17 protein-coding genes are annotated in these 21,635 nt (G+C 61.8%); 12 read left to right on the top strand and 5 right to left on the bottom strand.

Features of this window, described 5'->3' with window-relative positions; all coding sequences use genetic code 11:
• The first annotated feature begins 58 nt into the window (after positions 1-58).
• Positions 59-733 (top strand): amino acid ABC transporter permease, encoded by a 675-nt coding sequence (locus ACIQWP_RS06020; RefSeq protein ID WP_402783462.1) that lies wholly within the window; start codon positions 59-61, stop codon positions 731-733.
• A gap of 9 nt (positions 734-742) precedes the next feature.
• Here ACIQWP_RS06020 and ACIQWP_RS06015 read toward each other — a convergent pair whose 3' ends face one another.
• Positions 743-1,258 (bottom strand): MarR family winged helix-turn-helix transcriptional regulator, encoded by a 516-nt coding sequence (locus ACIQWP_RS06015; protein WP_402783460.1) that lies wholly within the window; start codon positions 1,256-1,258, stop codon positions 743-745.
• 97 nt (positions 1,259-1,355) lie between these two features.
• On the bottom strand, positions 1,356-2,924 hold the full coding sequence (locus tag ACIQWP_RS06010; protein WP_402783458.1) for a phytoene desaturase family protein: 1,569 nt from the start codon (positions 2,922-2,924) through the stop codon (positions 1,356-1,358).
• Positions 2,925-3,322: 398 nt separating this feature from the next.
• Here ACIQWP_RS06010 and ACIQWP_RS06005 point away from each other — a divergent pair, with 398 nt between their 5' ends.
• The 3 genes from ACIQWP_RS06005 (at position 3,323) to ACIQWP_RS05995 (ending at position 6,301) form a co-directional block, all read left to right on the top strand.
• Positions 3,323-4,105: a cyclase family protein gene (locus tag ACIQWP_RS06005; RefSeq protein WP_402783456.1), complete on the top strand. Its 783-nt coding sequence runs from the start codon at positions 3,323-3,325 to the stop codon at positions 4,103-4,105.
• A gap of 75 nt (positions 4,106-4,180) precedes the next feature.
• Positions 4,181-5,770: a phytoene desaturase family protein gene (locus tag ACIQWP_RS06000; RefSeq protein ID WP_402783454.1), complete on the top strand. Its 1,590-nt coding sequence runs from the start codon at positions 4,181-4,183 to the stop codon at positions 5,768-5,770.
• A gap of 24 nt (positions 5,771-5,794) precedes the next feature.
• A complete protein-coding gene (locus ACIQWP_RS05995) occupies positions 5,795-6,301 on the top strand; it encodes a MarR family winged helix-turn-helix transcriptional regulator (protein ID WP_402783452.1) in 507 nt (168 codons plus the stop codon).
• Between the two features lie 189 nt (positions 6,302-6,490).
• Here the strand turns inward: ACIQWP_RS05995 and ACIQWP_RS05990 are convergent, their stop codons facing one another.
• The 3 genes from ACIQWP_RS05990 to ACIQWP_RS05980 all read right to left on the bottom strand — a co-directional run bounded on the left by ACIQWP_RS05990 (position 6,491) and on the right by ACIQWP_RS05980 (position 12,183).
• Positions 6,491-8,050, bottom strand: a complete 1,560-nt coding sequence (locus tag ACIQWP_RS05990; protein ID WP_402783450.1) for an indolepyruvate oxidoreductase subunit beta family protein — start codon at positions 8,048-8,050, stop codon at positions 6,491-6,493.
• A 9-nt stretch (positions 8,051-8,059) separates the two neighbouring features.
• Positions 8,060-10,213, bottom strand: coding sequence for a thiamine pyrophosphate-dependent enzyme (locus ACIQWP_RS05985; RefSeq protein ID WP_402783448.1), 2,154 nt, complete (start codon positions 10,211-10,213; stop codon positions 8,060-8,062).
• 359 nt (positions 10,214-10,572) lie between these two features.
• A complete protein-coding gene (locus ACIQWP_RS05980; RefSeq protein WP_402783445.1) occupies positions 10,573-12,183 on the bottom strand; it encodes an AMP-binding protein in 1,611 nt (536 codons plus the stop codon).
• 299 nt (positions 12,184-12,482) lie between these two features.
• Here ACIQWP_RS05980 and ACIQWP_RS05975 point away from each other — a divergent pair, with 299 nt between their 5' ends.
• From ACIQWP_RS05975 to ACIQWP_RS05940, 8 genes are read left to right on the top strand one after another with little or no spacing between them, the layout of a single operon-like run.
• On the top strand, positions 12,483-14,801 hold the full coding sequence (locus tag ACIQWP_RS05975) for a bifunctional salicylyl-CoA 5-hydroxylase/oxidoreductase (protein ID WP_402783443.1): 2,319 nt from the start codon (positions 12,483-12,485) through the stop codon (positions 14,799-14,801).
• 7 nt (positions 14,802-14,808) lie between these two features.
• Positions 14,809-15,588, top strand: a complete 780-nt coding sequence (locus tag ACIQWP_RS05970; RefSeq protein WP_402783441.1) for an SDR family NAD(P)-dependent oxidoreductase — start codon at positions 14,809-14,811, stop codon at positions 15,586-15,588.
• Positions 15,589-15,593: 5 nt separating this feature from the next.
• Positions 15,594-16,445, top strand: a complete 852-nt coding sequence (locus ACIQWP_RS05965; RefSeq protein WP_402783439.1) for an enoyl-CoA hydratase family protein — start codon at positions 15,594-15,596, stop codon at positions 16,443-16,445.
• 4 nt (positions 16,446-16,449) lie between these two features.
• Positions 16,450-17,631 (top strand): acyl-CoA dehydrogenase family protein, encoded by a 1,182-nt coding sequence (locus ACIQWP_RS05960; protein WP_402783437.1) that lies wholly within the window; start codon positions 16,450-16,452, stop codon positions 17,629-17,631.
• A gap of 14 nt (positions 17,632-17,645) precedes the next feature.
• Positions 17,646-18,827, top strand: a complete 1,182-nt coding sequence (locus ACIQWP_RS05955) for an acyl-CoA dehydrogenase (protein WP_402783435.1) — start codon at positions 17,646-17,648, stop codon at positions 18,825-18,827.
• 8 nt (positions 18,828-18,835) lie between these two features.
• Positions 18,836-19,267 (top strand): acyl-CoA thioesterase, encoded by a 432-nt coding sequence (locus ACIQWP_RS05950; protein WP_402783433.1) that lies wholly within the window; start codon positions 18,836-18,838, stop codon positions 19,265-19,267.
• Positions 19,245-19,640 carry a RidA family protein gene (locus ACIQWP_RS05945; protein ID WP_402783431.1) on the top strand — a complete coding sequence of 132 codons (396 nt, stop codon included), beginning with the start codon at positions 19,245-19,247 and terminating at the stop codon, positions 19,638-19,640. The genes ACIQWP_RS05950 and ACIQWP_RS05945 overlap by 23 nt, the downstream gene beginning before the upstream one ends.
• Positions 19,641-19,662: 22 nt before the next feature.
• Positions 19,663-21,630, top strand: a complete 1,968-nt coding sequence (locus tag ACIQWP_RS05940; RefSeq protein ID WP_402783429.1) for a 3-hydroxyacyl-CoA dehydrogenase NAD-binding domain-containing protein — start codon at positions 19,663-19,665, stop codon at positions 21,628-21,630.
• Positions 21,631-21,635 lie beyond the last annotated feature (5 nt).

Genomic DNA, 21,635 nt, shown 5'->3' with positions numbered 1-21,635 from the left:
GCCACGGCCGGCGTAAATGTAAGGAAATCTCATCTTCGTCCTGCACATGGGAGTGCCAATGTCTTTCGTCGATACCTTTCTCAATTCCGACGTCATGATCTCGGCCTTCCCGCAGCTGCTGCGCGGGCTTTGGATGACCATCGCGCTCGGCGTGGTCAGCATCCTGATCGGCGTGACGGGCGGCCTCGTCATCAGCCTGATCCGCCTCTATGCGCCGAAGCCGCTGCAGCTTTTGATGATCGCCTATATCGACATCATGCGCGCCATGCCGATGCTGGTCGTGCTGATCCTGATCTACTACGCGCTGCCTTTCGTTGGCATCAGCTTTTCGGCCTGGTGGTCGGCCATCCTCGGCTTTTCCATCGTGCTGGCGGCCTACTCGGCGGAGGTCTTCCGCTCGGGGATCGAAAGCGTGCCGCGCGGCCAGTTCGAAGCGGCCGCAGCGCTCGGCATTCCCTTTCTGATCACGCTCTACAAGGTCGTGCTGCCACAGGCCGTCCGTATCGTCATCCCGCCGACAACAAGCAATTGCGTCTCCATGTTCAAGGATACGTCGCTCGCTTCGACCGTGGCGCTGCCGGAACTGCTGAAAGAGGGACAGAACGCGCAAGGCTTCTATGCCAACCCCTCGCCGCTCATCATGGCCGCGCTGATCTACATCATCCTGCTCTGGCCGATGGTGCGTCTCGTCAGCGTGCTCGAGAAGAAGTTCAAGAGCGAGCGGGCGAGATAGAGCACGCGCTTAGTCGAAGTCGGTGCCTGAAAGATGATTGCTGACCGATGACTTTACCAGGCCGATATCCCGCCATAGTTCGCTGACGATGGCGGGATCGACATCTGCCATCATGTCGCGCAGCCAGCCTTCATGCGCCGCGGCCATGGCACTGAACGACGTCTCGCCCTTCTCCGTCAGCTTCGCGACCGTCACCCGCCGGTCGCCATCGGGCGTGACGCGCAGCACGAGCCCATCCGCTTCCAGCCGTTCGACAAGCCCGGTGACATTGCCGTTAGTGACCATGGTGCGCTTTGACAACTCTCCGAGCCGCAAGCCCTCGCGTTCGCGATAGAGCTGCGCCATCAGGTCGAATTGCGGCAGGGTCGCGCCGAATTCGTTGCGCAGCCGGCGGCGAATTTCCTGCGAGATCAGCTTCGTGGTCGACAGCATCCGCAGCCAGAGCCGCAGTTCGAGCTTTTTGCCTTCCTGCGCTCCCTGAACGATGATCTCCAGATCAACGGTTGCACTCTCTGCCTCTGTCATGACGTCGCCTCGGCCTATCGTTCCGCATCACTAGTCTAAGCGATCTAGGGGACGATATTTGAAATGTCAAAGGTTCGAGCGTCAAGTCATGCAACTGTCACTTGGCCAGCATTTTCCCCAACATGAAACCGGAACCGGCGCCCGTTCCCGCGCCCGGCCATGTCGAGGCCCCACACATGAACAATGAAGCGACCGGCGTCTTGTAGCGCGAATAGCCGGCAACGGGGCGGAACAGGAAATTCTGGTCGAGGTGATGGCTGCCGGAAAGGTTATCGCCGCCGATGAGATTCGGGTTCTCCCGCTCCAGATCGATGGGTGAAAACACCGATCTTCCCAATATCTTGCCACGCAAGCCGGGCGCGTATAGCTCGATGATATCAAGCACACGTTCGGCATAAGCGTCCTTGATCTCATCCCAACTGGCGCCGGAGATCTCAGCGGCGGCATCGCCATGGAATGCCGCCGGCAGCACGCGCACCTGTATCCAGAGCACATGCTGTCCAGACGGAGCGCGCGACGGGTCGATCGCCGTTGGCTGCCCGACCACCAGGGCAGGCTCGGCCGGCAACAGGCCGCCCATTGCCTCGGCATAGACGCGCGACATCATCTCGAGATCCGGCGCGATATGCACATAGGCGAAATTCTGCAGCGCCTTGCCCGCCGTCCAGTCCGGAAGGCCCGACAGTGCCAGATGGATCATCATCGTGCCCGGCCCGGCGCGGAAGCGCCTGACCTTGCCGTCGAACTCCTGGCGCGCCGGGTCCTGATCCAGGAGCTTGCCGAACAGGAGCTGCGGATGGACATTGGCGATGACGGCGCGCTTTGCCTCATAGCGGCGGCCGTCGGCAAGGATGACGCCGGTCGCCTTGCCGCGCGATGTGACGATCTTGTCGACTTGCGTGCCCAGCATCAGCTCACCACCCTTGCTCTTCAGCACGGCGGTCATCGCCCTGACGATCGTATCGGCCCCGCCCTTGCCGATCACCATGCCGAAGGCCTGATTGGCCATGGATTCGAGATAGGGAAACAGCGCGCCGCCCGCGACGTCGGGCGCAAAATCCAGATGCAGGCCCCAGGCGGCCATCATCGTCTTCAGTTTGGCGTTCTGGAAGCGCGCGTCGAGAAAATCGCGCGGCGAGGCAAGAAGCATGCGTGCGGTGTCGTAGACCCAGCCCGCCCCCTTCCCGCGCCAGGCTTTCCAGACGATCTTGGCCGCCGCCATGGAGGGCATGGGCGAGCCGAGCAGACCGAAGATATAGGGCGCATCCGCACCGAACTCAGAGAGCATATGGCGCCAGGCAGCGGCATCCTGCGGCGAGATATCGGCGATCGCGCCCGTAGTCTTCTCGAGATCGGTGCTAACCCCGAGATAGGTGTCGTCACGAAAGACGCTGGCGAAGCAGTCCGCCGCAGGCACGAAGTCCAGCCCTTCGGCCAGCAGCTCGCCTTTATACTGCGCAAAGAAGGCCGAACCGGCGAACATGGAGAGGTTCATGGCGCAGAGATCGTGCCGGAAACCGGGCAGCGTCACCTCGCGGGTCTTGACTGCGCCGCCGGGTACCGCATTGCCCTCGATGACGGCCACCTTCCAGCCCCTGGAGGCCAGATGCACCGCCGCCGCCAGGCCATTGTGGCCGGCCCCCACTATGATCGCATCATAGCTCATCGCTCGCCCCCTTCATCGGTTCATTATTATTGTCACATGCATACATCTTGAGCTTTAGGCTTCAAGTATCTATCAGCACGAATTACCGGCGAAAAACACAATCGAAAGTAGCATTGCTTTGAAATTCGTCGGGATTTGCCGTTTTCTTTCAGCGATCTACGAGCGTCCAATCACTCCCGAAAGGAGCGCCGATTTTAGCCTCCAGAAGCATGCCGGAATGCTTGCAATATCATATATTGTGACATACGCTCCCTTCATTCCGCCGCCGCGCGGACCCGGTGTCAGGAGGAAAGACACCCCGCGCCTGGCGATATTGACTTCAAGCCTGATCCCGATCGGAAGGTCCGCCTAGCGGCTCTTCGCATAGGGTCATGCGACAACAAGGGGAACTCAAAAATATGACCGCCACCACACTCGCCAGCCTCGCCTCGGCCCTGCTTTCGGGCTCCGTCAAGGTCGTCGATCTCACCGCGCCGCTCGGCCCGGATACGCCGGTACTCTACCTGCCGCCACAGTTCGGCAAGAACACGCCCAACGTCAAGGTCCACACGATCTCCGAATATAATCAGGATGGCCCTTTCTGGGCCTGGAACTGGCTGGAACTCGGCGAACACACCGGAACCCATTTTGACGCGCCCTGTCATTGGATCACGGGCAAGGACAACCCGAACAATACGACGGATACCATCCCGCCGCAGAATTTCGTGGCCCCGGTCAATGTCATCGACCGCTCCAAGGAAGCCGCCGCCAATCCGGACTATCTGCTGACGGTCGACAGCATCAAGGAATGGGAAGCCCAGAACGGCGCCATCGAGCCCGGCAGCTGGGTGCTGCTGCGCACCGATTGGTACAAGCGCAACGGCTCGACCGAAACCTTCCTGAATGCCGATGAAAACGGCCCGCACTCTCCTGGCCCGACCGCCGAAGCGATCGAATATCTGTTGAGCAAGGGCATTATCGGCTGGGGTTCGGAAACCATCGGCACCGATGCCGGCTCTGCCGGCGGCATGAACCCGCCATTCCCGGCACACAACCTCATGCACAAGGCCAATCGCTATGGTCTCGCCAGCCTCTCCAATCTCGATCAGCTTCCCGCCAAGGGTGCCGTGCTGATCGCCGCCCCGCTGAAATTCGTCAAGGGCACCGGCTCGCCGGTTCGCGCCCTGGCACTGATTGCGTGATAGGTTGAAAGGGCGGGAGCCTGGGCAAACCAGGCTCCTCCTTTCCATTCATCTTGCCTGTGAGGGGCAGCGGCAATGGATGATCATGATTACATCATCGTCGGCAGCGGCATAAATGCGCTCGTCGCAGCCGCGATGCTCGGCAAGAAGGGTCACAAGGTACTCGTCCTTGAGCGCAACGACCGCATCGGCGGCTGCCTGCGCACCGAGGAGATCACCGAGCCCGGCTTCGTCCACGACGTGATGGCGACGACCATGGTGCTGTTCCTCACCTCGCCGGCCTATGGCGCCATCGGTAGGGATCTCGAGGCGCGCGGTCTGGAATTTGCTCATGCCGACTTGCCAACCGGCGTGTTGAGACCCGACGGCTCGCACGTCATCTTCTCCAAGGACCGACGGCGCAACGTCGCCACCTTCGACGAGTTGTCGCTCGGCGACGGGCAAGCCTTCTCGCGCGAAATGGACGCACTTGCCGCCGACGCGCCATTCCTGTTTTCCCTGCTCGGCGGTGCGCTATGGTCGGGATCAACCCTGAAGACGATCGGCAAGCAGGGTTGGAACCGCGGCCTGCGCAAGCTGGCGGCCTGGTTTGGCGATGCCCTGACGCCGGCGCGCGGCTATCTCGAAACCAACTATAGATCCGAGGATATTCACGCATTCTGGGCGCCATGGGTGCTCCATTGCGGCCTCGGCCCCGAAAGCGCCTATTCCGCCGAAATGCTGAAGGTGATCGGCTTCGCGCTGGAGTTCGGCGGCGCGCCAATCGTCAAGGGCGGCGCTGCGAACCTGCTGACGGCTTTCGAGCGGCTGATTACCGATCATGGCGGCGAAATCCGCGTTGGTGCCGACGTTGCAGCCATCATTCCAGACCACAATCGCAGTGCCGATGGCGTGCGTCTTGCGAATGGCGAAACGTTGAAGGCGAAGGCCGGAGTCATCTGCTCGGTAACCCCCAACCAGCTTTACGAGCGGCTGATGGCCGATTGGCCTGATCCGCTGCCTGTGGACATCAAAACGGGCGTCGCCAACTATCGCTATGGCAAGGGCGACATGCAGATTCACTACGCCCTTTCCGAGCCGCCGCGCTGGAAAGCCAACGCGGAACTTGGCAAGGTGGCCTTGCTGCATCTGACCCCCGGCCTCGACGGCGTCTCGCGTGCCGCTAACGAGTGCGAACGCAGGCTCTTGCCGGCCGAGCCCACTGTCTGCGTCGGCCAGCCCGTCGCGCTCGATCCCAGCCGCGCGCCTGAGGGAAAATCGATCCTCTGGCTGCAGCTTCCCGAAGCGCCGCGCCATATCAAGGGCGATGCCGCGGGCGAGATCGCAGTGCCTGAGGACGGCCGCTGGACGGAAGAGGTGCGCGAGCGCTATGCCGACCGTATCGAAGTGCTGCTCGAAAGCCATATCGAGAATTTCTCCGGCATAAAGCTCGCACGCCGCGCCTATTCCCCGGGTGATCTCGAAGCGATGAACATGAACCTGGTCGGCGGCGACCCCTATGGCGGCTATTGCGGCCTCGACCAGCTTTTCATCTGGCGTCCCTTCAAGTCATCGGTTAATCACCGCACCCACGTAACGGGCCTTTACCACATCGGCGCCTCGGTGCATCCGGGCGCCGGTCTTGGTGGAGGCTCCGGCTTCCTGCTCGCATCATCGCTGAAATAGCAAGTTTCCTGGGGAGTATCGTCGATGGAGGAACGGTTTTCAGGCACCGTTTTGAGACGCAAGCGAGATGAGAACGCAAAGCGCCCGACCATGGGCGAAATCGGTCTCAATCATTTCGCACCCTATCTGATGAACCGGCTGATGGCCCGATGGAACGCCAACATGTCGGAGGAGCTGCGCGAATATGACATGACGACCGCCAAGATGCGGGCGCTGGCCGTTCTCAGCGTCTCCTCCAGCGTCACCATCAACGAGCTCTCCGTCTTTGCCGTGACCGAGCAGTCGACAATGAGCCGCACCTTGGATTCCCTCGAACAGCAGGGCTACATCCGCCGCCAGCCTCGCGCCGAAGACATGCGCATCCGCGACGTCTCCATCACCGAGGAAGGCCGGGCCGCTTTCGAGAAGGTGTGGCCGACCATGTACGACCTCTTCCTGCAGATGTTCGACGGCGTCGACGAGGCCGAGTATCGCACCTTCATCTCGACCCTGCACAAGGTGCTGCACAACATCAGGAAGCATGAGATTTGAGGAGATCGTGGCGGCGCCTGTGGCCGCCTCGTCCTTCGAGGCATCTTTCCGCTACGCTTCGAGATGCGCCTCAGGATGAGGCAGAGCGAATTTCGCGACTAGCCCAAAAGATTAGCCCTCATGGTGAGGTGCGCAGGGCCGAAGGGCCGGAGCCTCGAACCACGAGGGCGGGTGGCTAAAACACACCCATCACAGCGTCCCGACCGTTTTCAGCGCTCCATCAAGCGCCGTACCCTTCTCGTCCAGCAGTGCGGCCTGCCGCAGCCGCCTCATCCAGGCTGCTCCGTCCTCACGATCACGCAGCAGCGGCAGCGCCGACATGACGCGATCGAATTTGGAAAGGCCGCGCGCATGCGTATCGGAATAGCCTTTGACCAAACGACGATTGCCGAGTACCTCGACGGCGAGATCGTAATTCGCGGCCAGCAGATTGGACGCCGCCGCCAGCCAGGCTTCGCGATGTTCGACTTCGCGCGAGTGACGCAGCGTACCGCGACGGATGCGTCGTAGCGCGGAGACCATGTAGAGGCCGAGAAACCAGAACAGCGTGCCGGTCTGAACGCGTCGGCCCTTGTTGACGAGGCGGTCGAGCCGGGCAAACAGGCGTGGCCGGCTTTCGATCCAGAAACCCATGGCCTTCGGCATCGTGCCGCAGACCTCATCCATGCGCGGATGCATGTATTCGGTCATGTAGACGATCTGGTCGTCCCTGGCGCCGACCTCCTTGCGCACCCGCTCGAAGCGCGAGCCACGCACCTTCAGATCGGCAACGCGGATGACATCGTCATAAGCCATGGCCACCGCGACATATTTCGCCGCCTGCACGGTGAAGGCGAAGTCCTTGCTCGCGCCGCCGGCCTTGCGATCAAGCGCGTGGAGTGCCGCGACACGGCTCAGATATTCATCGGCATAGGTCGGGTCCTGATAATCGGTCAGCTTCTTGACGCCGGCAAACAGCAGCGGCCAGGCAGCTTCCGGAAATTCGGCGCGGATGCGATTGACCAGCCGATCCAGCGCCGGATGACCGGCGGTTTCCGGCAGGGCGTCGAAATGCTTCGGCGGCGTCGCGGAAACCGCATCGCGCGGCTTGTCCTTGACGCGATCGAAGGCGGCATTGAACGCCTTGAGGCTCGGCTCGATACCCTTGCCGCCGGCGCGGATCATCGCCTCGAAAGCCTGCTTTGCGAAGGGAAGCGCACCCGAGCCGGCCAGAGCGCCGAACATCGAGGCCGAAATCACGCTGCCGTTCCTGACGGCCAGCGTCTCCATGTCGAAGGCGATGGTCCGTTTGGCGGCGAAATCCGTCGCCTCAACCACCACTTCGGGATTGCCGATGCCATCGCCCGGCTTTTCCTTCTCACCAACAGCAAAAGAGCGATGCGTCGAGGCAATCAGCACGGTCTTGTCGGGCGTGACCAGGCCGCGCAGCACGGAGCGGCCCGCCTCCATCAGCTCGGCGGCCATGACGACATCGACATCGCCCGGCGTCGGCATCAGCGAAAAGATCGGCGCGTGACCATCTTTCGCCGGCAGCATCTCGATATAATAGATTGTCGCGCCCGTGCGCTGCGCGACGCCGGGCACGGATGTCGTCTGCGCCATCCATCCCTCGGCTTCGGCAAGGCCAACGATCCAGTCGGCCAGCACGCCGCCGCCCTGTCCGCCCATGGCGAGAATGGCAAGCGACAGCGGCTTGTCCGTCGAAAGTCTGTTAGCGCCGAGGTCACTCATGCTCACATGCTCGTCCATATCGCCCTCTCAATCTGAAAAGACAATGCGGCCAGCCCGGCGACGCGCCTGCAACCAGCCGATCACGGCAGAGCGCAGACGGGCGGCGAAGCGGTCCCAGCCCGTCGGATTATGAATGATATCCGCACGGTAGAAGGAGGGACAGAGCACCGCCGCCTCCGAGACTTCGCCGCAATTGCCGCAGCCCACGCAATTATTGTCGATCGCCGCCACCGGATCGTCCTTCAGCGGATCGTCGGTATGCTTGACCGACAGCGACGGACAGCCGGAAAGGCGGATGCAGGCGTGATCGCCGGTGCAGACGTCCTCGTCGACGCCGAAGCGCTCCTTGACCATGCGCTTGCCGTCCTTGACAGCCTTGGCGAATTGCGGCTTCACGCGGCGCTGCTTGTTGAGCATGCATTCCGAGGAGGCGACGATGATCTTCGGCCCGGGCTCCTTCGAGGTCAGAGCCTCGCGCAGCGTGTCGCGCATCTTGGCAACATCATAGGTGCGGTCAATCTGGCGCACCCAGGTCGCGCCGATGCCCTTCACGGCATTGACGATGGAGTTGTTGGTCTTGCGGCGCGGGTTGAGCGCCCGCGAAGACGGTATGTCCTGTCCGCCGGTCGCGGCCGAATAATAATTGTCGACGACGAGGATGACACCGTCCTGCTTGTTGAAGACGGCATTGCCGACCGAGGTCGCAAGGCCGTTGTGCCAGAAGCCGCCATCCCCCATGACCGAGATCACGCGTTTGTCGGCGGCGACATTGAAGGCCGAGGCGGCGGCCGGCCCGAGCCCGTAACCCATGGTCGTGCTGCCTAGATTGAACGGCGGCAGGATCGAGAAGAGATGGCAGCCGATATCGCCGGAGATGTGATGCTCGCCGAGTTCGCCCTCCACCATCTTCATCGCCGCGAAGATCGGCCGCTCGGGACAGCCGATGCAGAAACCGGGCGGGCGCGGCGGCACGACTTCGGCCAGCGCCTTGATCTTCGGATCGTTGAGGATCGGCGTCGGGTCCGGCAGCGGCGGCTGGTTGCCGAGCAATACGCGCTGATGCACTTCCAGGAAGTTCTTGATGCCCTTCATCAATACGGGCGCGGTATATTCGCCCCCCATGGGCAGGACATCCTTGCCGGCGACCCTGGTCTGGATATCACGGCGGCGCAGGATGGTGTTGAGAGACTGCTCGATATATTCGGGCGCCCCCTCCTCGACCATCAGGACCGCCTTCTTGTTGGCGCAGAACTCGGCGATCTGGTCATCAACAAGCGGGTAGGCGACGTTGAGGACATAAAGCGGCACGGCGGAATTGCCGTAGACATCGGCAAGGCCGAGCTGCTGCAGGGCGCGCATGACGCCGTTGTAGGCGCCGCCGAGCAGAATGATGCCGACCTCGCCTTCGGACGGTCCGAAATATTCGTTGAGCTGGCGCTGCTTGATGAACTCGACGGCCGCCGGCCAACGCTTCTCCAGCTTCTCCTTCTCATGCAGGAAGGAAGCGGGCGGCAGCACGATGCGGTTGACGTCGCGCACTGGATTTTCGAGCGCCTGCTTCAGCGTATAGGCCGGGCGCTTGTTATCCTTGGCGACGAACTGGCCGTGTACATGGCAGCTGCGGATGCCGACCTGCAGCATGACGGGCGTATTGGAAGCCTCCGAAAGCTCGAACCCTTCCTCGACCGCCTGCACGATCGACGGCAGGTTCGGGCGCGGGTTGAGCAGCCACATCTGCGATTTCATCGCATAGGCATGGCTGCGCTCCTGCATGATCGAGGAGCCCTCGCCATAATCCTCGCCGATGATGATCAACGCGCCGCCCGTGACGCCACCCGATGAGAGGTTGGAAAGCGCATCGGAGGCGACATTGGTGCCCGCCGTCGATTTCCAGGTCACGGCGCCGCGCACCGGATACATGACGGAGGCGGACAGCATGGCGGCCGCGGCGGCCTCCGATGCCGACGTCTCGAAATGGACGCCCAGATCCTGCATCACGTCCTTGGCGTCAGCCAGCACGTCCATGAGATGGGAAATCGGCGAGCCTTGATAGCCGCCAACATAGGAAACACCGGACTGTAGAAGTGCCTTGGTGATCGCGAGAATGCCCTCGCCGCGGAAGACATCGCCTTCCCCGAGCTTCAGATCCTCGACCTCGCGCGCAAACGATCGCTCGGCCATAGATATACCCCTTTGCCCTTGTGGGCTTCTTTAAATCATTTGCAAAATCATATTTTGAACTTCCTTGAACTGTCAACGAACAATTATCGGGTTTCGCCACTCGAATTTACGATATTGGCCGCACAACCATCTTGTACAGCCACCCGAGACCATTGACAGCCGCATGGATGTATCATCCAAATATATGCAAATGCATAAAACTAATGCGAAGACCCGAAGCTGCCAGAAGGAAGGAATGAGATCGGGATTTGCTGGCCGGCGCGACAAAACGCCTGCGCTCCGAGACAAGTGCTCGAGGATTGAGAATCCGACAATACATCGCCGGCAGCGTGCGGGCATCCCGCCTGCTGCCGCGTCGATTATTTCAAGCGGAAGCGCTGTATCTTGCCGGATTCCGTCTTCGGCAGAGCCTCGACGAAGATGATGGAGCGCGGATATTTATAGGGCGCGATCGCGGCCTTCACATGATCCTGCAGCGCCTTGACGAGCAGCTCCGAGCCGGCAACACCTGGCGACAGCACCACATGGGCCTGAACGATATGCCCCCTCTCCTCGTCCGGCTTGCCGATGACGGCGCATTCGAGCACGTCGGCATGCGACAGAAGTGCGGCCTCCACTTCCGGCCCGGCGATATTGTAGCCGGCGGAAAGAATGATGTCGTCGGAACGCGCGGCGAAATGGAAATAGCCGTCTTCATCCTGAATGAAGCTGTCGCCTGTCAGGTTCCAGCCACCTCGCACATAGTCGGCCTGCCGGTGGTCCGCAAGATAACGGCAGCCGATCGGCCCGCGAACGACGAGCTTGCCGATGGTGCCGCGCGGCACCTCGTTCATCTCGTCATCGACGATGCGCGCCTCGTAACCCGTAAGCGGCTTGCCCGTGCAGTTCGGCTTGGCCTCATCAAGCCGGTTGGAAATGAAGATATGCAGCATCTCGGTTGAGCCGATGCCGTCGAGGATCGGCTTGCCGGTCTTGCGCGTCCACTCCTCGAAGATCGGTCCAGGCAACGTCTCGCCGGCGGAAACCGCGATGCGCAGCGAGGAAAGATCAGCCCCCTCCTCCATCGCCGCCAGCATGGCGCGATAAGCGGTGGGCGCGGTAAAGCTGATCGTCGCGCCATATTCCTGGATGATCTCGACCATGTTCTTCGGCGAAGCGTTTTCGAGCAGTGCCGTCGATGCCCCGAAGCGCAAGGGGAAGACCACGAGACCGCCGAGCCCGAAGGTGAAGGCGATCGGCGGCGAGCCGATGAAGACGTCGTCGGGCGTCACCTGCAGCACTTCCTTGGCATAGGCATCGGCGATGATCAGGATATCGCGATGGAAATGCATGGTCGCCTTCGGCACGCCCGTTGAGCCCGAGGTGAAACCGAGTAGCGCCACATCATCCCGCCCGGTTTTGACCGGTTCGAAGCGAACGGGCTTGTTAAGCGCGATCCGGTCGAGCTCGGCATCGTGATTGGCGGTGCCGTCGAAGCCGATCACCTGCTTCAGGAAGCGGCTATCCTTGGCCGCCGAGACAAGCTCTTCCAGCAGCCGCGTATCGCAAAGCGCAAGCGAGATTTCCGCCTTGTCGATGACCTTCGAAAGTTCGCCCGCCCGCAGCATCGGCATGGTGTTGACGGCGACTGCGCCGACCTTCGTCACCGCCAGCCAGCATGCGATCATCGCAGGGTTGTTTCCGGAGCGGATGAGAACGCGATTGCCGGGCTTGACGCCGAAATTCTCGATGAGCGCGTGCGCGATGCGATTGGTCCAATCAGCCAGTTCCTTATAGGTGCGGCGGCGGCCGTTGCCGATCAGGGCGACATGGTCGCCGAAACCCTTTTCCACCATCCGGTCGCTGAGTTCAAAGCCGGCGTTCAGCCATTCCGGATAGTCGAAACCATCCATGCGCAGTTCGGGCCATTGGTCGAAGGGCGGCAGATTGTCTCGCGTGAATGTATCGGTATGACCGGTCGGTCCCAGCATTGCCTTGCTCCCACATTCTGATCGATCAAATCGCCACGACAGCCGTTTCCCCTGCGGCACTTGTAGCGTTGTCAAAAAAGATCGCACTGAAGCCCGCAATGTTCAAGCAAGAAATTTTAAGCCTAAAATATTTTTCATTATCCTTTGATCTAAAAGGACAATTTTCAATTTTTGAGATATTGTAGCCATCTGTTACCCGTAGATTCGAGCAGGAAAAGCCTTGACGAATGACAGCGACAATATATTTTAAACTTAAATGATTTTAAGGTCGGCTTCGGCCCGACGAGGAGGGAAAAGCGATGCGCATCGTCTGTATCGGCGGCGGACCGGCCGGCCTCTACTTCGCGCTTCTGATGAAGAAGCTTCATCCCGAACATTCCATCCGCGTGGTCGAGCGCAACCGCCCCTATGACACCTTCGGCTGGGGCGTCGTCTTCTCCGATGCGACCATGGTGTCGATGCGCGAATGGGACCCCGAAAGCGCTGCCGAAATCGAGGATGCCTTCAATCATTGGGACGACATCGAAGTCCTGTTCAAGGGCACGCGTCAGCGCACCTCCGGTCACGGTTTCGTCGGCATCGGCCGCAAGAAGCTTTTGAACATCCTGCAGAAGCGCTGCGAAGCCCTCGACGTCGAACTGATCTTCGAAACCGACGTCAATTCCGATCTCGATTATCCCGACGCCGATCTGGTCATCGGTTCGGACGGACTTAATTCCCGCATCCGCAATCATTATCCGGAGGTTTTTCAGCCGGATATGATCACCCGACCGAACCGCTATATCTGGCTCGGCACCAACAAGCTGTTCGACGCCTTCACCTTCGATTTCCGCCGCACCGAGCACGGCTGGTTCCAGTCGCATATCTACAAGTTCGACGACAAGACCTCGACCTTCATCGTCGAAACGACGGAAGAGGCCTATCTCGCCCACGGCCTCGACAAGATGGATCAGGATGGCTCCATCGCCTTCTGCGAAAACCTGTTTTCCGAAGTGCTCGACGGCGCCTCGCTGATGACCAATGCGCGCCACATCCGCGGCTCGGCCTGGCTGAACTTCAACCGGCTGATCTGCGGCAAATGGAGCCATTTCAACGGCAATTCGCATGTCGTGCTGATGGGTGACGCCGCCCACACCGCCCATTTCGCCATCGGTTCCGGTACCAAGCTTGCCATCGATGATGCCATCGAGCTGACCCGGCAGTTCCAGATCCATGGGCACGACAAGGACAAGATCCCGGCCGTCCTCGAGACCTACGAGGAAATCCGCCGCGTCGACGTCGCCCGCATCCAGAATGCCGCCCGCAATGCGATGGAATGGTTCGAAGTCGTCGGACGGCGCTATGCCGATACGCTCGAGCCGCCGCAATTCATGTATTCGATGCTCACCCGCTCGCAGCGCATCAGCCACGAAAATCTGCGGCTTCGCGACAAGGACTGGCTGGAAGGTTTCGAGCACTGGTTCGCGGAAAAATCCGGCCTTGCCGTCGGCAATGACCGTTGCCTGCCGCCAATGTTCACGCCCTATCGCCTAAGGGATGTCCAGCTCGTCAACCGCATCGTCGTCTCGCCGATGGCGATGTATTCGGCTGAGGATGGCGTGATGAACGACTTCCACATCGTCCATCTCGGCTCGCGTGCCCTTGGTGGTGCGGGCTTGGTCTTCGCGGAGATGACCTGCGTCACCCCGGATGCGCGCATCACCCCCGGCTGCCTCGGCCTCTGGAACGAAGAACAGGCCAAGCAATGGAAGCGCCTTGTCGATTTCGTCCATACGAGCAGCGCCGCAAAAGTCGGCATCCAGCTCGGCCATGCCGGCCGCAAGGGCGCGACGAAACTCGCCTGGGAAGGGATCGATCAGCCACTCCCCGAAGGCGACTGGCCGCTGATCTCGGCGTCGGGAGTCCCCTACCTTAGGAATAGCCAGGTGCCGAAGGCCATGGATCGCGCCGATATGGAGCGCGTGAAGGCCGATTTCATCCATTCGACCGAACTGGCGGTCGAAACCGGCGCCGACTGGCTGGAGCTGCATTGCGCCCACGGCTATCTGCTGTCCAGCTTCCTGTCGCCGATCACCAATCTCCGCGACGACGAGTATGGCGGCAGCCACGAGAATCGCGCCCGCTATCCTCTGGAAATCTTCAAGGCAATGCGTGCCATCTGGCCGGCGGACAAGCCGATCTCGATCCGCCTCTCCTGCCATGACTGGACCGATGGCGGCAACACGCCGGAAGATGCGGCGATCTTCGCGCGCATGTTCAAGGAAGCCGGCGCCGATCTGATCGACTGCTCCTCGGGCCAGGTGTCGAAAGAGGAAAAGCCGGTTTATGGCCGCCTGTTCCAGACGCCGTTTTCGGACAAGATCCGCAACGAGATCGGCATCCCCACCATCGCCGTCGGCGCGATCTCCGAGGCCGATCACGCCAATTCGATCATTGCCGCCGGTCGTGCCGATCTCTGCGCCGTCGCCCGCCCGCATCTGGCCGACCCCGCCTGGCCGCTGCATGAAGCCGCCAAGATCGGCCTGACTTCCATTCCCTGGCCGAAGCAATATCTTTCCGGCAAGACTCAGTATGAAACCAATCTCGCCCGCGCGGCCACAACCGCGCCGTCGAAGTGAGGATCGAATGACGACTTCGGGCAAACTTGTCGGCCGTCACGCCCTCATCACCGGCGCCGGCAGCGGCATCGGCGCAGCAATCGCAAGGGCGCTTGCAGCAGATGGCGCGCGCGTCACCTTGGCCGGCCGCCGCAGGGAGCCTCTGGAAGCGATATCAGCTGAAATCGGCGCGCATGCTTTCGTAGTCGATGGTTTCGATGTCACAAATCCTGAGGACATTGCCCATGGCCTGACCAAGGCGCGCGAAAAATTCGGGGCTGTCGATATCCTAGTCAACAATGCCGGCGAAGCCCCGAGCGCAGCTTTCGAGAAAACCAGCCTGGAGACATGGAACCATGTCCTGTCGGTCGACCTCACCGGCGTCTTCCTGGTGACGCAGGCGGCCCTGCCCGATCTGAAGGCACATGGCGCCGGCGCGCGCATCATCAATATTGCTTCGACCGCCGGCTTGAAGGGCTATAGCTACGTGTCGGCTTATGTTGCCGCCAAGCACGGCGTCGTCGGCTTGACCCGCTCGCTTGCGTTGGAATTCGCCAAGACCGGCATCACCGTCAATGCCGTCTGCCCCGGCTTTACCGACACACCGATCATCCAGCGCTCGATCGAGACCGTCGTCGCCAAGACCGGGCGCACGGCCGAACAGGCGCTTGCCGAGTTCACGAAATCCAATCCGCAAGGACGGCTTGTCACGCCGGAAGAGGTTGCCGACACCGTATTGTGGCTGGCCTCGCCGGTGGCTGCATCGATCAATGGACAGGCAATCGCGGTTGCCGGTGGGGAGATTTGAGCGCGATGAGCGATCGGGACATGACAATGCGAGGACACCTGAAGCCCTTCAAGGATTACAAGCCTGAGCATTTCCTCTGGGAGGTCAGCGAGGATGGCCGCGTCGCCACCATCCGCCTGAACCGCCCCGAGCGTAAGAACCCGCTGACCTTCAACAGCTATGCCGAGCTGCGCGACCTCTTCCGCGACCTCGTCTACGCATCGGATATCCGCGCCATCGTGCTGACGGGTGCAGGCGGCAACTTCTCCTCCGGCGGCGATGTCTTCGAAATCATCGAACCATTGACCCGCATGGCTATGCCCGAGCTTCTGGCTTTCACGCGCATGACCGGCGATCTCGTCAAGGCGATGCGCAAATGCCCGCAGCCGATCATCACGGCAGTCGACGGCATCTGCGCCGGCGCCGGCGCCATCCTTGCCATGGCCTCCGATCTCCGGCTGGGGACGCCGGAAGCCAAGACCGCCTTCCTCTTCACCCGCGTCGGCCTTGCCGGTGCGGATATGGGCGCCTGCGGCATCCTGCCCCGCATCATCGGCCAGGGCCGCGCCGCCGAATTGCTCTTTACCGGCCGCTCGATGACAGCAACAGAAGGCCACGCCTGGGGCTTCTACAACGGTCTGCACGTCAGCGCTGAGTTGGAACAGGAAGCCGTCAAGCTCGCCCGCTCGCTGGCAGATGGCCCCTGGTTCGCTCACGGCATGACCAAGACCATGCTGAACCAGGAATGGGCGATGGGCATTGAGGAACTGGTCGAATCCGAAGCGCAGGCGCAGGCGATCTGCATGGCGACGCAGGATTTCCGCCGCGCCTTCGAAGCCTTCGCCGCCAGGCGCAAACCGGAATTTCAGGGGGATTGAGCTGATGTCCACGGCAGGCAGCCTCCCCGGTCCGACCCGCGATCATCTGGACTGGCCCTTCTTCGAGGAGCGCCATCACCATTTTGCCGCTAAGGTCGATGCCTTCGCCAAATCCGCTGCCATGGCCTCCATCGATCATGCCGATGTGGATGACGCTTGCCGCAAACTGGTCAAGGCGCTCGGCAATGCCGGGCTTCTGACGGCCGCGACGGGCTCGTCCGACAGCGAACCGCTGATCGATTCCCGCATGGTCTGCCTCGCCCGTGAAACGCTCGCCTGGCACGACGGCCTTGCCGATTTCGCCTTCGCCATGCAGGGGCTCGGCACCGGCGCCATTGGCCCTTCCGGTTCACCGGAGCTGCGGGCTGCCGTGCTGCCGAAAGTCCGTGCCGGCGATTGGCTTGCCGCCTTCGCGCTGTCGGAAAAAGACGCCGGCTCCGATGTGGCCGCCATGAGCTGCGCCGCCCGCCTCGATGGCGACCATTACATTCTCGACGGCGAGAAGACTTGGATCTCCAACGGCGGCATCGCCGACGTCTACACGGTTTTTGCCCGTACCGGCGAGGCGCCGGGAACACGCGGCATCTCCGCCTTCGTCGTCTTTGCCGACGATCCCGGCTTCTCGATTGCCGAACGCATCGAGGTCATCGCGCCGCATCCGCTGGCGACGATCCGCTTCGACAGTTGCCGCATTCCCGCTTCGCGCCGTCTCGGCGCGCCGGGCGAAGGCTTCAAGATCGCCATGCGCACGCTCGATATCTTCCGCGCTTCCGTCGCCGCCGCCGGCCTCGGCTTTGCCCGCCGCGCGCTCGATGAATCCCTTGCCCATGTTCGCGCCCGCCCCATGTTCGGTGCAACGCTCGGTGACCTTCAGTTGACGCAGGCCGCCCTCGGCGATATGGCGACCGGCATCGACGCGGCGGCATTGCTCACCTATCGGGCAGCCTGGCGTCGCGACGTGCAGCGCTTGCCGACAACGCGCGAAGCTGCCATGGCCAAGATGACGGCGACGGAAACCGCGCAAAGCGTCATTGACCGCGCCGTCCAGCTCTTTGGCGGGCGCGGCGTGAAATCGGGCGAAATAACGGAAAAACTCTATCGGGAGATCCGCGCGCTTCGCATCTATGAAGGTGCGACGGAAGTTCAAAAACTCATCGTCGCGCGCGAACTTTTAAAAACGAATTGATGGGAGACAAGAGCATGAGCCGCGAGATTTTCGACTGGGCCGACCCGTTCCGCCTCACCGAGCAGCTGAGCGACGACGAGCGCATGGTGCTGGATACCGCGCATTCCTACGCGCAGGAGAAACTCAGCCCCCGTGTGCTCGAAGCCTTCCGCAATGAAAAGACCGATCCGACCATCTTCCGCGAGATGGGCGAACTCGGCCTGCTCGGCCCGACGATTGCACCGGAATATGGCGGCGCCGGTCTCGGCTATGTCGCCTATGGCCTGATTGCTCGCGAAGTGGAGCGGGTCGACAGTGGCTATCGCTCGATGATGAGCGTGCAGTCCTCGCTCGTCATGGTGCCGATCGACGCCTTCGGCTCGGAAGCGCAGAAGCAGAAATATCTGCCGAAGCTTGCAACCGGCGAATGGATCGGCTGCTTCGGCCTCACCGAGCCGAACCACGGCTCCGACCCCGGCTCGATGGCATCGCGGGCGAAGAAGGTCGATGGCGGCTACAGCCTGACGGGCACCAAGACCTGGATTTCGAACGCGCCGATCGCCGATGTCTTCGTCGTCTGGGCAAAGACCGAGGACGGCCTCATCCGCGGCTTCATCCTCGAAAAGGGCTGGAAGGGTCTCTCGGCGCCTGCAATCCACGGCAAGGTGGGCCTGCGCGCATCTATCACCGGCGAAGTGGTGATGGAGAATGTCTTCGTGCCGGAAGAAAACCTGCTGCCGAACGTTTCCGGCTTGAAGGGCCCGTTCACCTGCCTCAATTCGGCGCGCTTCGGCATTGCCTGGGGTGCTCTGGGTGCGGCCGAGGATTGCTACGCCAAGGCCCGGCAATATGTGCTCGACCGCAAGCAGTTCGACCGTCCCCTTGCCGCCAACCAACTGATCCAGAAGAAGCTCGCCGACATGGTGACGGAGATCACCCTCGGTCTGCAGGGTTGCCTGCGTCTCGGCCGCATGAAGGAAGATGGTCACCCGCCCGTCGAGCTGACCTCGATCGTCAAGCGCAACAGCTGCGGCAAGGCGCTGGATATCGCCCGCGCCGCCCGCGACATGCTCGGTGGCAACGGCATCTCCGATGAATTCGGCATCGCCCGCCATCTCGTCAACCTCGAAGTGGTCAACACTTACGAGGGAACGCATGACATCCACGCCCTCATCCTCGGCCGCGCCATCACAGGCATCGCCGCTTTTGCGAATTGAGGCTGGCCTTGGCGTTCAAAACCACCAGACCCCTGCGCTTCGGAGATTGCGATCCCTCGGGGATCGCCTATTTCCCCTCGTACCTGAACATCCTCGTCGGGGTGCTGGAAGACTATTTTGCCTCGCTCGGCTTTCCCTGGAAGGCGCTGATCGATGATCGCCGCATTGGCGCGCCGACTGTACGGCTCGACGTGACGTTCGTGAAACCCGGCTTTCAGGGCGACGATCTCGATTTCGTGGTGGCGATACGCAGCGTCGGTCGCTCCTCGCTCGACCTCGAATATCAGGTCTCAGCAAACGGCGAGGTCTTGTGGACGGCCCGCCAGCGCGTTGTCGCCACCTCATTAGACACCCATCAATCGCTTGCATGGCCGGAGGATATCCGCGCCGCGCTGACCTCTCATCTGGAGACGACCGATGCACACCATCCTGCAACCTGAAGGCTGGGCCAAGCCGATCGGCTACGCCAATGGCGTAGCGGCGACAGGCCGCACGGTGTTCGTCGGCGGTCAGGTCGGCTGGAATGCCGCTTGCGAATTCGAAAGCGACGATTTTGCCGAGCAGGTGCGTCAGACATTGAAGAACGTCGTCGCCATCCTTGCCGAAGGCGGGGCCGAGCCGAAGCACATCACCTCGATGACTTGGTATTTCACCGACAAGCAGGAATATCTCGGCAGCCTGAAGGCCATCGGCCAGGCCTATCGCGAAATCATCGGCCGGCACTTCCCGGCCATGGCCGCTGTGCAGGTCGTCGCGCTCGTCGAGGATCGCGCCAAGATCGAGATCCAGGCGACCGCCGTCATCCCGGAATAATATCACACAGGCGGTCAAGATCATGTCGGCATTGCGCTTTTCGGACACCATCTCAGCGGTGCTGACCGATGATGTCCTCGTCATCACGATAGACAACGCGCCCGTCAATGCGCTCTCTGCCGATGTCCGCATCGGTCTGATGGCGGCGCTCGATCATGTCGAGCATAGAAGCGCAATCGCCAGCATCGTCCTGACCGGCGCGGGCAGCACCTTCATCGGCGGCGCCGATATCAAGGAATTTGGCAAGCCGCCGGTCGAGCCGCATTTGCCTGACGTCATCACTCGCATCGAATCCTTTGCAAAGCCCGTCGCCGCGGCGATCAACGGTGCTGCCCTCGGCGGCGGTCTTGAGGTCGCACTTGCCTGCCACCGCCGCCATGCGGCTCCATCAGCCAAGCTCGGCCTGCCGGAAGTCAAGCTCGGTATCGTCCCCGGCGCCGGCGGTACGCAACGCCTGCCGCGTCTGATCGGCATCGCTGCCGCTATCGACATGATCGCCAACGGACGCATCATTTCCACCCCGGAAGCCCTCAAGCTCGGCATTGTCGACGGTGTTTCCGAGGGCGCTGTGCTCACAGATGCCATTGCGGATATCAAGGGAATCAACGCCTCCAGCTTGCGCCGCACCGGCACGCTGTCCATTCCATCGGAAACCACCGAGACCATCGACAAGGCAGCAGCCGACGCGCTACGCAAGGCGCGCGGACAACGGGCACCCGCCGAAGCCGTTCGCCTCGTACGCCTCGCAGCAACCGCTGCCTTGGCGGAAGGACTTGCCGAGGAGCGCCGCACCTTCATGGAGCTTCGCGACAGCGAAGAAGCTGCCGCTCTCCGTCATGTCTTCTTTGCTGAGCGCGCCGCCGGCAAGATCGAAGGATTGGAGGCAGTCGCCCCGCGCAAGATAGAAACCGTCGGCATCGTCGGCACCGGCTTGATGGGATCGGGCATCGCCGTCGCCGCGCTGAACGGCGGTTATCGGATCATCGGCGTCGAGCAGAATGCCGAAGCTGCGGAAAAGGGTCGCGAACGGATCGTCGGCATCCTCGACAAGGCGCTTCAATCCGGCCGCCTCGACGCTGATGGTCGCGAGGACCGTCTGGGCCGATTGAGCGTGACTGCCGACATGCAGCAGCTGGCGCAGGCAGATATTGTCATCGAAGCCGTCTTCGACGACCTCACCGTCAAGACCGAACTGTTCCAGCGCCTCGATACGATCGTCCGCGCCGACGCAATTCTCGCGACCAATACAAGCTATCTCGATCCGGATGTCATCGCCGCCGCCACCGCGCGGCCAGCGCGCGTTGTCGGCCTGCACTTCTTCTCGCCAGCCCACATCATGCGGCTGCTGGAAGTGGTGAACTGCAAGGAGACGAGGCCGGATGTGCTGGCGAGCGCGTTGGCGTTTGCAAAGCGGCTTGGCAAGCTCGCCATCGTTTCCGGCGTCACCGAAGGCTTCATCGGCAACCGCATCTTTTCCGCCTATCGCCGCGAAGCCGAATATATGGTCGAGGACGGCGCCTCGCCGCAGGAGATCGACGCGGCTCTGGAGGCCTACGGCTTTCCCATGGGGCCCTTCGCCGTCTTCGACATGGCAGGGCTGGAGATCGCCTGGGCACGCCGCAAGCGGCAGGCAGCAACCCGCGATCCTTCGGAACGCTATGTCGTCATCCCAGATCGGCTCTGCGAAGCAGGCCGCTTCGGCCAAAAGACCGGCCTCGGCTGGTATGCCTATCCCGATGGCAAGCGCACCATCGATTCGGCAGTGACTGAAATTATCGAAGCCGCCCGCACCGAAAAGGGCATCGCGCCGAGGCCCTTCTCTACCGACGAAATCGTCTTTCGCCTGCTCAAAGCCATGACCACCGAAGGCGAGGCATTGCTTGCGGAAGGCATCGCCGCGCGTAGCAGCGATATCGATCTCGTGATGATAAACGGCTACGGCTTTCCGGCCAGCAAGGGCGGCCCGATGTTTGCTGCCGGTCGCCTTTGAAAACC

This window comes from Rhizobium sp. NPDC090279 (assembly GCF_044769665.1).
GTDB lineage: Bacteria > Pseudomonadota > Alphaproteobacteria > Rhizobiales > Rhizobiaceae > Rhizobium.
Note: the sequence above shows the minus strand (reverse complement) of the source record. Positions and strands in the feature narration are given on the sequence as shown.

Coding starts and splice junctions, on each gene's coding strand:
- ACIQWP_RS06005 (WP_402783456.1), top strand. CDS start 3,323: ATGACCGCCACCACACTCGCCAGCCTCGCCTCGGCCCTGCTTTCGGGC.
- ACIQWP_RS06000 (WP_402783454.1), top strand. CDS start 4,181: ATGGATGATCATGATTACATCATCGTCGGCAGCGGCATAAATGCGCTC.
- ACIQWP_RS06010 (WP_402783458.1), bottom strand. CDS start 2,924: ATGAGCTATGATGCGATCATAGTGGGGGCCGGCCACAATGGCCTGGCG.
- ACIQWP_RS05940 (WP_402783429.1), top strand. CDS start 19,663: ATGTCGGCATTGCGCTTTTCGGACACCATCTCAGCGGTGCTGACCGAT.
- ACIQWP_RS05965 (WP_402783439.1), top strand. CDS start 15,594: ATGAGCGATCGGGACATGACAATGCGAGGACACCTGAAGCCCTTCAAG.
- ACIQWP_RS05985 (WP_402783448.1), bottom strand. CDS start 10,213: ATGGCCGAGCGATCGTTTGCGCGCGAGGTCGAGGATCTGAAGCTCGGG.
- ACIQWP_RS05945 (WP_402783431.1), top strand. CDS start 19,245: ATGCACACCATCCTGCAACCTGAAGGCTGGGCCAAGCCGATCGGCTAC.
- ACIQWP_RS05970 (WP_402783441.1), top strand. CDS start 14,809: ATGACGACTTCGGGCAAACTTGTCGGCCGTCACGCCCTCATCACCGGC.
- ACIQWP_RS05995 (WP_402783452.1), top strand. CDS start 5,795: ATGGAGGAACGGTTTTCAGGCACCGTTTTGAGACGCAAGCGAGATGAG.
- ACIQWP_RS05975 (WP_402783443.1), top strand. CDS start 12,483: ATGCGCATCGTCTGTATCGGCGGCGGACCGGCCGGCCTCTACTTCGCG.
- ACIQWP_RS06015 (WP_402783460.1), bottom strand. CDS start 1,258: ATGACAGAGGCAGAGAGTGCAACCGTTGATCTGGAGATCATCGTTCAG.
- ACIQWP_RS05955 (WP_402783435.1), top strand. CDS start 17,646: ATGAGCCGCGAGATTTTCGACTGGGCCGACCCGTTCCGCCTCACCGAG.
- ACIQWP_RS05980 (WP_402783445.1), bottom strand. CDS start 12,183: ATGCTGGGACCGACCGGTCATACCGATACATTCACGCGAGACAATCTG.
- ACIQWP_RS06020 (WP_402783462.1), top strand. CDS start 59: ATGTCTTTCGTCGATACCTTTCTCAATTCCGACGTCATGATCTCGGCC.
- ACIQWP_RS05960 (WP_402783437.1), top strand. CDS start 16,450: ATGTCCACGGCAGGCAGCCTCCCCGGTCCGACCCGCGATCATCTGGAC.
- ACIQWP_RS05990 (WP_402783450.1), bottom strand. CDS start 8,050: ATGGACGAGCATGTGAGCATGAGTGACCTCGGCGCTAACAGACTTTCG.